This is a genomic window from Olleya sp. ITB9 (assembly GCF_001315805.1).
GTDB classification, from domain to species: Bacteria; Bacteroidota; Bacteroidia; order Flavobacteriales; family Flavobacteriaceae; genus Olleya; species Olleya sediminilitoris.
Genome location: NZ_BCBW01000040.1, coordinates 13,965 through 27,786, shown reverse-complemented (window position 1 = coordinate 27,786; position 13,822 = coordinate 13,965). Strand labels below are relative to the sequence as shown.

Below are 13,822 nucleotides of genomic sequence, written 5' to 3'. Positions count from 1 at the left end.
ATGAAGTCAAAGTCGCTATTATCCCTAGTACTTGTTATTTTTTTTATTGTTTCTTGTAAACAAAAAGAAAGCGAAACCGACAACCTTTTTAAATTTAGAGACTACATCAGTTACACAACGTCTGGTCGTATATCTGTAGCCGAAAACATTAACATCAATTTAGCTAAAATAGTGGAAGGCTGGGAAGCTGATCAAATTTTAGACAGTGATGTTTTTAAAATTAGTCCTTATGTCGAGGGGAAAGCAATTGTAATTAATGATCACGCACTACGATTTGTTCCAGACGAAAACTTATCTCCTGACACAGAATATACAGTTACTATAGATCTTGGTGAGTTATATAAAGATTTACCTTCAAATTTTAACAAATACACTTTCAATTTTAAAACTATAACACCCAATTTTAATATTGAAACCAATGATTTACAATCTTACTCCAAAGAATGGCAATATATTTTAGGAATCGCAAAATCTTCTGATGTAATTACACTTAAACAAGCAAAACAGTTAATAAAAGCTTCTCAAGACGGAAAACAATTAACTATTGAATGGAATGAAAAAAGCACGCCTTCAAAATATTTTGAATTTAAAATAGATAGTATTAACCGTAAAACTGAAGACACTGAAATATTAGTAAAATGGGATGGAAAAGCCATAAGTGCAAATCACTCTGGTGAAAACACATTACCAATTCCTGGAAAAAACAATTTTAAGATACTATCGGTAAATGTGGTTCAATCTCCTGAACAATATTTATCAATAAATTTTTCTGATCCAATTAAAAAACAACAAAATTTTGATGGTTTAGTGACTATTCAAAATAGTAAAAACCCAAAATTTATTGTTAATGGCAATGTTTTAAAAGCCTATCCAAACTCAAAAATAACTGGTAATCTTCAGGTAGATGTGTTTCAAGGAATAAAAAACACTGAAGGTTACAAACTTAAAAATTCTTTTAGCGAAACTATTGCTTTTGAAGACATTAAACCAGAAGTTAAACTTGTTAATAGTGGTGTAATTTTACCAAACTCTCAAGAATTAAAATTTAATTTTGAAGCAGTTAACTTAAGCGCTGTAGATGTTAGAATTATTAAAATATTTCAAGACAATGTCCTTCAATTTTTACAAGACAACAATTTACAAAGCAATAACGAACATCAAATAAGACGTGTTGGTCGTCGTATAGCAAAACATACCATTAAATTAATTGAAAACCCATTACATAACGATGGTAAATGGAAAACCTATAGCATAGATCTTTCTAAATACATAAAAGCAGATCCAGGAGCCATTTATCGTGTTGAGTTAGATTACAAAAAAGAATACAGCTTATATGATTGTGAAGCTAATGCCAATACAAATAGTAATGATGATGACGAAGACGATTATTATGACGATGAATATTACTATGAAGACGAGTACTATTATGATGGTGATTACAGCAATACAAACACAGAAGACGAAGATTTAAAAGAAGAAGAATATTGGGATAACATCACTTACAGTTATCGTAACGACAATTACAACTGGAGAGAACGCAAAAACCCTTGCCATGACTCTTACTACAATTCTAATAAGGTCATATCTCAAAATTTAATAGGCTCTAACTTAGGTGCTATTGTAAAAAAAGGCACCAACAACACCTACCATTTTGCAATCACTAATATCTTAAACACTAATCCAGAGGCTAGCGCAAAAATAACGTTATATAATTTCCAACAACAAGAATTAGCTACCACAAATTCTGATAGCGAAGGCTTAGCAAAACTTACAACCAATAACTTAGCAGCATTTGCTATTATTACTAAAGGCAACAATACTACGTATGTAAAATTACGTGATGGTAACTCGTTATCACTTAGTAAATTTGACGTTTCAGGAGCAACATTACAACGTGGACTAAAAGGCTATATTTATACCGAAAGAGGTGTATGGCGACCAGGTGACTCTATACATTTAACCTTTATGTTAAATGACATTGCTAATAAACTACCAAAAGCACATCCAGTAAAACTTGAAGTCACAGATGCAAATGGTAAACTAGCTTACAAAAAAGTAACAACCAATGGTCTTAATAACTTTTTTCAATTTACAATTCCGACTGCTGTCGAAGACAAAACAGGAAATTGGAATGCTAAAATCAGTGTTGGTGGAGCAAAATTTTACAAAGGACTTAAAGTCGAAACAGTAAAACCAAATAGACTTAAAATTAAAATAGATTTTGAAGACAAAGTACTACAATCCAATACACCTTTAAACGGAAAACTAGCAGTAAATTGGCTACATGGCGCTCCTGCAAAAAATGTAAAAACCGAAATAAAAGCAAAATTTAGCACATCATACTCAGGATTTAAAAACTTTCCGGATTATCAATTTAGAGATCCATCCAAAACATTTAGCACCGAAGAAATCACAGTTTTTGAAGGCAATGTAGATACGGATGGTTTAGCAGATGTGACCAAAAACATTAACATTGGACATGATGCACCAGGTATGTTAAACGCACAATTTTTAGTTCGTGCTTTTGAAAACGGAGGAGACTTCTCCATGGATGCTTTTACAATGCCATACGCTCCTTACAAATCTTTTGTTGGACTAAAATCACCAAAAGGAAAAGCTTATGGTTCATTTTACACAGATCAAAATCACACATTTAACATTGCAACTGTGGACAATCAAGGTAATGCTATTAAGCGTAAAAATCTTGAAATTAAAGTTTACAAAATAGAATGGCGTTGGTGGTGGAACTCGTCTCGAGATAATTTATCAAAATACACTTCAAGTAGCTACCACAAAACATATTTAAACAGTAAAGTAACTACAAGCAATAATGGTAAAGCTTCATTCAATATAAATGTACCAGACAATCAAGGTGGACGCTATTACATTACTGTTAAAGATCCAGTTTCTGGACACATGACAGGACGTACTGCTTATTTTTATAAAAACTGGTGGCAACGTCAACCTTCAGGAGACAAAGAAGCTGCACAAATGTTAGTCTTTTTTGCTGACAAAGACAATTACAATGTTGGCGAAACTGCAAAAATAACATTCCCTTCTGGAACTGAAGGTCGTGCTTTAATTAGTATAGAAAATGGATCTGAAGTCCTTCAAACTAAATGGGTAAAAACACAAAAAGGAGAAACAACTGTAGATGTACCAATCACCAAAGAGATGGCTCCAAATGTGTTTATAAACATTTCATTATTACAACCTCACGCCTCAACAGCTAATGATTTACCATTACGATTATTTGGTATTATTCCTATTTTAGTCGAAGATCCTAACACAAAATTAGAACCAGAACTAAAAATGCCTAGTGTATTAGAACCTGAGCAAGAATTTGAAGTTTTTGTTTCCGAAAAAAACAACAAAGCAATGACCTACACAATTGCTATGGTAGAAGAAGGATTGCTAGACCTTACAAGATTTAAAACACCTAACGCATGGCAATCCTTTTACGCCAGAGAGGCTTTAGGTATAAAAACATGGGATATGTTTGACGATGTTGTTGGCGCTTACAGCGGAAGCATTGAGCAAGTATTTGCTATTGGTGGAGACGGAAGCGCAGCCGACGGAAAAAACAAAAAAGCAAACAGATTTAAACCTGTTGTTAAATTTTTAGGTCCTTTTAAATTAGACGCAGGACAACGTAAAACACATAAAATAAAATTACCAAATTACGTTGGTGCAGTCAGAACTATGGTTGTCGCTGGTAATAACAAGACTGAAGCATATGGTAGTACAGACAAGTCTGTGCAAGTTAAAAAACCACTAATGGTATTAGCAACACTACCTAGAAAACTAAGTCCTGGCGAAAAAGTAACGCTACCTGTTACAGTTTTTGCTATGGAACCAAATGTTAAGAAAGTTTCAGTTAAACTGAAATTAAGTGACGGAATTACTATTGTTGGAGATAGAAAAAAAACATTATCATTTGCTCGTCCTGATGAGCAAATGGCATATTTTGAATTAGATGTAAGTAAAGCTAAAGGAGTCAATACTGTAGAAGTAATAGCTAACGGAAATGGTGAATCATCGTCATATAAAGTTGAAATAGATGTAGAAAACGTTAATCCAATTTCATCAAAAAGTTTAGATACTACATTAGAAGCTAACACTACACAAACTATAGATTTCTCAACTTTTGGAGTTACAGGAACAAACAGTGCAAGTGTAGAGTTTTCGACATTACCTCCAATGGACTTTACAAGACGTCTAGAATATTTAATTCGTTATCCTCATGGCTGTCTAGAACAAACAACGTCTAGTGTATTTCCTCAGTTATTTTTACAAGATATTTTTGATTTACCATTTGATCAAAAACAAAAAATACAAACTAATATTGAAAACGGAATTAAGCGTTTAAGTCATTTTCAAAGACCAAATGGTGGTATGAGCTATTGGATGGGAGAAAATAGCGCTAATGATTGGGGAACCAGTTATTCCGGACACTTTTTATTAGAAGCAGAAAAAAAAGGGTTTGTTTTACCGTTAACTTTTAAGAGCAACTGGTTAAAATATCAAAAACAAGCTGCGCAAAATTGGAGACCTAGTTACAAATCCTATAATTCTGATTTAGCACAAGCTTACAGATTATACACCTTAGCTTTAGCTGGTAGTCCAGATTTAGGAGCAATGAATAGATTACGCGAATTTTCTGAAATTTCTAACGAAGCAAAATGGCGTTTAGCTGCTGCTTATGCTTTAGCTGGTCAAGCTGGAGCAAGCAACCAAGTATCTAGTACTGCTAATATAAATTTTAAACCTCAAAAATATAATTATTACACCTATGGATCTGTAGACAGAAACAGAGCTATGGCTTTAGAAACCATGATTTTAACCAAAGACAAACGTGTTAAAAATTTAGCTGAAACTATTGCAGAAGATCTGTCTAGCCAACGCTGGATGAGTACTCAAACAACAGCTTATAGTTTATTATCTATGGCTAAAATGGTAAATGCTAATGGAGGTAAAGCTATTAAATTAAGTTACACTGTAAATGGCAAAACTAAAACTATTGATACTAAAAATGCAATTTCACAACGGGATTTACCTATTAATGAAGGCAATAATACACTAACAATTAAAAACAACAAAGACAACCTGGTTTATGTTCGTGTTTTAAATTCGGGTAAATTACCATTAGGACAAGAGCTTACAGAACAACGAGGCTTAACCGCTAATGTTACATATAAAGACTTAAAAGGCAACAAGATTGATATTAGCAAATTACAACAAGGTCAAGATTTTGTAGCAACTGTGCAAGTTACAAACACAAAAGACTATAGTGTAAATGACGTAGCATTAACACAAATATTTCCATCAGGTTGGGAAATTGTAAACACACGCTTTACAGCTTTTGGAAGCTCCACCTCTAGTCAAGCTAGATTTACAGACATTAGAGACGATCGTGTTAATTTCTACTTTGATTTAGGCCCTAAAAAGACTAATACGTTTAATGTAATGCTTAACGCGTCTTACTTAGGACAGTATTATTTACCAGGTGTTCAAGCTGAGGCTATGTATGACAACAAGTTTTTAGTACGTAATAAAGGACAATGGATTGAGGTAGAAAAATAAAGACATTAAACATAATTGGTAACTCCTTATAAAACAATGATTAATATCTTACAAAAGATGTTAATCGTCATTAAAAAAAATAAAACGAAATCATTAATTGCTTTCATATTAATGGTTTCGTATTATTTTTGCTTACCAAAGCAACTGTTTAAAGACCCAACAGCAACTGTAATTACCAGTGACAACACCCAATTATTAGGTGCTCAAATAGCTAAAGATGGACAGTGGAGATTCCCAGAAAGCGATAGTATTCCTAAAAAATTTAAAGATTGTATAATAGCTTTTGAAGACGAATATTTTTTTAGACACCCTGGTTTTAATCCAATTTCAATTGTAAAAGCTTTAAAAAAAAACCTAAGTCAAGGAAAAATCAAACGTGGCGGAAGCACCATTACACAACAAGTAATCCGACTTTCTAGAAAAGGTCAATCTAGAACTTATTTTGAAAAAATTAAAGAAATAATTTTAGCAACTCGTTTAGAATTTAAATTTAGCAAAAAAAAGATTTTAAATCTATATGCTAGTCATGCACCTTTCGGCGGAAATGTTGTTGGTATTGATGCTGCAGCTTGGCGCTACTTTAATCGAAGTGCTCATAACCTATCATGGGCAGAGAGTGCTACACTAGCGGTTTTACCAAATGCACCAAGTTTAATATATCCTGGAAAAAATCAAAAATTACTATTAAACAAAAGAAATAGGTTACTCAAAAAATTATTAAAAAATGAAACCATAGACAGCCTAACCTACAACCTGTCTATTGCTGAAGCTTTACCACAAAAACCCTATGCATTACCTCAAATTGCACCACACTTACTTCAAAATATATCAAAAACTAACAGAGGTCAACGCGTTGCAACCACAATAAAAAAACAACTTCAAGAGCAATCCAACACAGTCGTTTTAAACCACTACAATACATTAAAACAAAATGAAATACACAATATCTCAGTATTAATTTTAGATGTCAACACACGTAAAGTATTAACCTATATTGGTAATGCACCAACAGATAAAAAACATCAAAACAGCGTAGATATTATAAATAAACCAAGAAGTACAGGTAGCATTTTAAAACCTTTTTTATATGCTGCAATGTTGGATGCAGGAGACATTTTACCAAATACGTTAGTAGCAGATGTTCCTTCCCAATTTGGAAGTTATTCTCCTCAAAATTATGACAAAACCTTTGATGGAGCTGTACCAGCAAAACGCGCCTTATCACGATCATTAAATGTTCCTGCTGTTAGAATGCTACAAGAGTTTGGACTAGATCGTTTTTACCATTACTTAAAAGCGTTACAACTTAAAGACATAACCTACAATGCAAACCATTATGGATTATCTCTAATATTAGGAGGAGCAGAAAGCAATTTATGGGATTTATGTAAAAGTTATGCTGCATTTTCTGGTACAATTAATCATTTTAACGATAACTCTTCTCAATATTTTTCAAACGAATTTTGCGAACCGACATTCTACCAAAACAAAACCATTGATTTTGGTACAAAATCCACTGAAAAAACACTTTTCGACGCTGCTTCTATTTACTTAACCTATGAAAGTATGAAAGAAGTAAATAGACCGGAAGGTGATGATAATTGGCAGTTTTTTGATGACTCAAAACAAATTGCATGGAAAACAGGAACTAGTTTTGGGTTTAGAGACGCTTGGGCAATTGGCACAACTAAAAATTACGTTGTAGGCGTTTGGGTCGGTAATGCAGATGGAGAAGGAAGGCCAGGTTTAGTAGGTGTACAAGCTGCTGCACCAATCCTATTTGATATTTTTGATTTACTACCAAATAGTCAATGGTTTACTACACCTTATGATGAAATGAAAGAAGTTGAATTATGTGCTATCAGTGGATACAGAGCATCAGTAAATTGTAATCAGATAAAAAAACAATACATTCAGTTAAGCGGAATAAAAACCGAACCCTGTCCTTACCATAAATTAATTCATTTAGATAATACTAAAACCTATCAAGTCAACTCCTCATGTGAAGATGTTAATACTATTAATACAACCTCATGGTTTGTACTTCCTCCTTTAATGGAATACTATTATAAAACTAAAAATCCATTTTACAAAGTTCTTCCTCCAACCCGATCAGATTGTTTTAATAAAAACGAAGTAAAAATGCAGTTCATCTATCCTAAGGAATCTTCTATCATTTTTCTACCTAAAGATTTTGACGAAAAAGTAAATGAAGTCGTCTTAAAAGTTGCACATTCTCAAAAAAACAGCACTCTTTTTTGGTATTTAAACAAAACGTACATTGGTCAAACTAACGATATTCATAATATCGCAATATCACCTAAAACAGGCAATCACAAGGTGTTTGTTATTGATGAAAATGGTAACGAAATGAGTCAAAACATGATAATTTCAAAATAAAATAACAAAAACACACCGAATATTCTTATTTTTTAACAGAATCTCATTATTTCATCGAAAAAAAACGCATTTCGTCTATCCGTATTAAATTAATCTTTTTAATAGTATACCTTTAAAACACCAACCCGTGTTTTAATACAAAATTTTTAGCACATAATAACTAAACAACCAATCCCATAAAAATGAAAAAAACTACATTCATTTTAGCTTTGCTATTCCTGTTAGTTGGATGGCAAGCTAACTCACAAATTTATTTACAAGAAAATTTTGATGTCTCCATACCTGCATCATGGACAATAACAGATGCAGGAGATGCCACAGGAGACTCTTGGTACTCAGGACAACAAGGCACTACAAATAGTTTAGATGGCACTAATGCTGCTATTGTAGATAGTGACGCAGTAGGTAGCGGAACACTATTAGTTGAAACGTTAACATCTCCAGTATTAGATACTTCTACATCTACAGCATTATTTCTAGATTTTGATCAATACTATAACAATATAGGTAGTGACACTGCTGTAGTAGAAGTCTGGGACGGAACTGCTTGGGTTGCTGTATTAACTCAAACATCTGATGCAGGAGGTTTTAACACTCCTAACCAACAACATATTGACATTACAACATATGCTAATGCAGCAATGCAAGTACGATTTACTTATAACGATGCAAATAGTTGGGCTTGGTATTGGTTAGTTGACAATGTACTTATATACAATTCAACTTGTCCAAACCCAACCTCCTTAACAGTTGACAATATAACAACAACATCTACCGATATTTCTTGGCTAGCTGGTGGTACAGAAACAACATGGGAAATTGTTGTGCAAGCTTCAGGAACAGGTGTCCCAACAAGTTCCGGAGCAACAACTACGACAAATACTCCATATACAGACAACACTTTATCACCTTCAACAAATTATGAAGTATATGTTAGATCGAACTGTTCTGGAGATTATAGTATTTGGACAGGACCTGTTAACTTTACAACTTTAAATACACCACCTCCAGCTCCAACAGGAGTAACTTGTGCTACAGGTAGCTCCACATTTATATTTACTGAAGATTTTGGTAATGATACTAATTATGTACCTTCAGGATGGACAGGTACTGCTTTTACAGATACTAATGGAGATTGGGATATCACTACAGAAAGTGCTAATTCATCTTCAACAGGACCAGATATTACATGGGACGGCAATCCAGGAACCCATTTAGAATATGAGGGTTCTGGTAATACAACAAATGTAGCCTCTGCAATTACACCTGCTATTGATTTATCAACAGCTGTAGATGGAGCAGAATTATCTTTTTACATGCATGCTTTTGGTGGCGACATGGGAACTCTAAATATTGGAGTTAGCACATCTCAAACAGGTCCTTTCACTAACGAATATACTTGGGTTGGAGATTATCAGTCGGCAGGAGATGAAGCTTGGGTACCAATAGGTGTTAATTTAGATGCCTATTTAGGTCAAGTCATATATATTGAAATTAGCTATGTTGGAACAGGTGATACCTGGGAAAGTGATATGGCTATAGATCAAGTTAGTATTGAAACTTGTGGTGATTTTTGCGTCGCTCCAACTAGCATAACTGTTGATGCTATAACAGATACTACAGCAGATTTATCATGGATAGCAAATAACTCTGAGACAGCATGGGAAGTTGTTGTGCAAGCAGCAGGAACTGGTATGCCAACAACAGCAGGTACAACTGTAACAACAAATCCTTATACTGCAACAGGACTAACAGCTAGTACATCTTACGAAGTTTACATTTTAGCAGATTGTGGATCAGGAACTAGTGTTTGGGCTGGACCAATAAACTTCACAACACTAAACACTCCTCCTCCAGCTCCAACAGGAGTTGCTTGTGCTACAGGTAGCTCCACATTTATATTTACTGAAGATTTTGGTAATGATACTAATTATATACCATCAGGATGGACAGGTACTGGCTTTGATGGTTCAAACGGAAATTGGCGTATCACAACAGAAAATGCAAACTCAACATCAACAGGACCAAATGTTACTTGGAATGGTAATCCAGGAACCCATTTAGAATATGAGAGCTCAGGTAATGCTACCGATATAGCCTCAGCAATAACACCTGCTATTGATTTATCAACAGCAATAGATGGAGCAGAATTATCTTTTTATATGCATGCTTTTGGTGATGACATAGGGACTCTAAGTATTGGTATTAGCACATCTCAAGTAGGTCCTTTTACTAACGAATACAACTGGATAGGAGACTACCAAAATACAGCAGACGAAACTTGGATACCCATAGGTATAAATTTAGATGCCTACCTAGGACAAGTCATATATGTTGAAATTAGCTATGGTGGCTCTGGTGCTGGATTTGAAGGAGATTTAGCAATAGACCAACTACGTGTTGAAGCCTGTGGAACATTTTGTATTGCTCCAACAGCCATTACAGCGACTAATATAACAGAAACAGCTGCAGATATTTCTTGGATACCAAGTGGCGCTGAAACAGAATGGAATTACGTGCTACAACCAGCCGGAACTGGCGTACCTACTTCAGGAACAGTTGTAACTTCTTCAACAATATCAGAGACAACATTAAATTCTGCAACTGATTATGAGGTTTATATACAGGCATTATGTGGAAATGAATCAAGTACATGGGCTGGTCCTTTTAACTTTTCAACATTAACCCAGTTCAACTTTATATTAGATTGCGCAACGGATGGACCACAAACCATTGACTATTGTTATGACAATAATGACACTAATGTATTTACATTTTCATCTACAGATGGAACACCTTTAAATTTAACAATTAATGCTGGTCAAGTTGAAAATAACTTTGATGAAGTTATTGTACTGGATTCTGATGGAGTTACAAATTTAAATGCTGCTACACCTTATGGTAATAGTGGTCAAATTTCTGGGTTAACATTCCAATCTACAGGAGACACCATTTCATTTGCAATAGAATCTGATATAAGTGCTAGTTGTCAAAGTAGTGGTTATACTTCTGTTAATATAACAGTGAATTGTGCAACTTGTATAAATCAAGCAGTAAACTTTAACCCTATTACTGACTGTACTAACGGAAATAATGAATTTTACATCGAAACAGATATTACTAGTATTGGTGATGCTATGGGCCTAAACATTTCAGACAATCAAGGTTCTACTCTTCAAAATACAACAACAACAGGTATTATCACAATGGGTCCATACCCATTAAATACAGATGTTATTATTACGGTTGAAAATGCTGACGATGTAAACTGTATTGTTACTAGCAATACTATCAATGTTCCAGTTTGCCCTCCTTCAAACGATGAATGTTCAGGAGCTATAATTGTTATGCCAAATGCTGATGAAAATTGCACAAACATTACTAATGCCTCTCTTTATGGAGCAACTTCATCTACACAAACAAGTACCTGCACAGGAGATACCAATGATGACGTATGGTTTCAATTTACTGCAATAGCTACAGATCATGGGATTTCATTAAATAATATTATTGGTGATACCACTAATTTAGATCATGCTTTATACGAAGGAACAGATTGCAACAGTTTAACAAATATTTATTGCGAAACAACAAATAATAGTACAGCTAATGGCTTAGTTGTTGGTAACACATACTTTATAAGAGTTTTTACAGCAGATGATATTGACTTCCAAGATGTGAGTTTTGATTTATGTGTTTTCACAATTCCACCACCAATTATTACAGATGACACTCAATATACTGTAGATGAGCTTATAAACGACGTACTAGTTAATTCTCCTTGCGCGATAGTAAACAATGTGACCTCTTCTACTGGTACTGATTTTGGAGGACCAAATGGTATTGGATATTTTGAAGCTAATGGTTCTGGCTTTCCTTTTGAAAGCGGAATCGTAATGACAACTGGTAACGTACTAAACGCTCCAGGTCCAGAAACGGGAACTTTAAGTGACGGAAACACAAGCTGGCCTGGTGATGCAGACTTAGAATCATTTATTAATCAAGGACCAACTAATAATGCTTCAATAATAGAATTTGAGTTTACTCCTTTAATTGACGAATTAACATTTAACTTTATTTTTGCAGCTGAAGAATATGGAGCTTTCCAATGTGGTTTCTCTGATGCTTTTGCTTTTATTTTAACAGATATAACTTCTGGAGGAGCACCAGTAAATATTGCTGTAGTACCAGGAACTACAGATCCAGTTTCAGTATTTACCATCAGAGATAATATACACAATACAAGTTGTGCTTCTTCAAACCCTTCTTTATTTGATGCATATTATGGTGCAGGAACTGGACTTCCTGCGATTTCAAATCCAACAAACTTTATAGGTAGAACAGTCCCTTTAACTGCTTTAGCAACTGTAATACCAAATAACACTTACAGTATTAAATTAGTAGTAGCAGATGATGGAGATACAGCTTTTGACTCAGCTGTATTCTTAGAAGCTAGTAGTTTTGATATTGGTGAAATAGATTTAGGTGAAGATATTTTATTAGATAGTGGTTTAGCAAGCTGTGAAGGTGATGCTGTAACACTAGACATTGGTGTACCTCAACCTGCTGGAACAGTTATTACTTGGTATACTGTAGGTAACGGAATTACAGAACCAATAGCAGGTGAAACTGACCCTACATTAACCGTAAACGAAACTGGCACATACCAAGTTGATATTGTATTTACAGGTACTTCATCTGCATGTTTCTACTCTGACGATGTTGTTGTTGAGTTCTTTGAAAATCCAGAAGCAGAAACACAAACAGCTATACTTGCCTGTGATATTGATAACACATCAACAGCTGTTTTTGATATAACAGAAAATGAAGCCAATATTATTGGCACACAAACAGATGTTGTTGTTAGTTATTTTGAAACAGAACAAGATGCATTAGATGGAACAGACCCAATTACATCTGTTACTACCTATAGTGCTACAGCTAATACTATTATATATTTTAGGGTAGAAAACACAACAACTGGATGTTATGCCACTAATACTTTTAACCTAGAACTGGCAACAAAACCTGTATTGGTTCAATCTGAAGATGTTATAGGATGTGATAATGACGAAGACGGTATCTCAGAATTTGATTTAACCATAAACGAAACAGTAATATCAGGAGGACAAACGGATTTAGTATATACTTATTACACAAGTTTAGACGATGCTAACATGAGCAATGATCCAATAGTTAATGTAACAACTTATGAATCCCCTGGAGCTGAAACTATTTATATTAGAGTTGAAAATGCTATGACTGGATGTTTTGAAACTACAACTTTTGATTTAGTGTTTGGTATTACACCAGAAACTACTTTTGACAGTACTATAACTTATGAAGTTTGTCCAAATGCAACGTCAGCAATTACTATAACAGCAGAAGCTGTTAATTATACAGCCTCAGAAGTAAGTATAGTTTGGTATAATGAAGGTGCTATAATACCAGGAGCTAATAATTTAGCACTAAACACTGTATTAACAGCAGGAGAATATGAAATAGAAGTAACTTTTAACGACACAGGCTGTTCACAATCAGCTTTTGTAGAGGTAACCGAGTTAGAAACTTGTATTATACCTCAAGGTATTTCACCAAATAATGATGGGTATAATGATGCTTTTGATTTAAGTAGTTTTGATGTTCAAAGTTTAGAGATTTTTAATCGTAATGGACGTAAAGTATACTCTAAAACTAATTATACAAACCAATGGGAAGGACAATCTGATAACGGAGATATGCTACCAGTAGGAACATATTACTATGTTATGAAGTACCAAGGTACCAAAACAAAAGCCGCATGGGTATATTTAAACAGATAAACTAACTAGAAAACAAA

At 34.1% G+C, this 13,822-nt stretch carries 3 protein-coding genes; all 3 read left to right on the top strand.

Going from position 1 to position 13,822, the window contains the following annotated elements:
* Positions 1-5,583, top strand: a complete 5,583-nt coding sequence (locus ITB9_RS12045) for an alpha-2-macroglobulin (protein ID WP_054852434.1) — start codon at positions 1-3, stop codon at positions 5,581-5,583.
* Positions 5,584-5,619: 36 nt separating this feature from the next.
* Complete coding sequence (pbpC, locus tag ITB9_RS12040; protein WP_054852433.1) at positions 5,620-7,983, top strand: penicillin-binding protein 1C; 2,364 nt, start codon at positions 5,620-5,622, stop codon at positions 7,981-7,983.
* A gap of 182 nt (positions 7,984-8,165) precedes the next feature.
* Entirely contained in the window at positions 8,166-13,805 is a 5,640-nt protein-coding gene (locus ITB9_RS12035; RefSeq protein WP_054852432.1) for a choice-of-anchor L domain-containing protein, read from the top strand.
* Positions 13,806-13,822: the final 17 nt, after the last annotated feature.

Excerpts from the sequence above, each read along its gene's own strand:
- ITB9_RS12045 (WP_054852434.1), top strand. The coding sequence starts at position 1 with ATGAAGTCAAAGTCGCTATTATCCCTAGTACTTGTTATTTTTTTTATT.
- pbpC (WP_054852433.1), top strand. The coding sequence starts at position 5,620 with ATGATTAATATCTTACAAAAGATGTTAATCGTCATTAAAAAAAATAAA.
- ITB9_RS12035 (WP_054852432.1), top strand. The coding sequence starts at position 8,166 with ATGAAAAAAACTACATTCATTTTAGCTTTGCTATTCCTGTTAGTTGGA.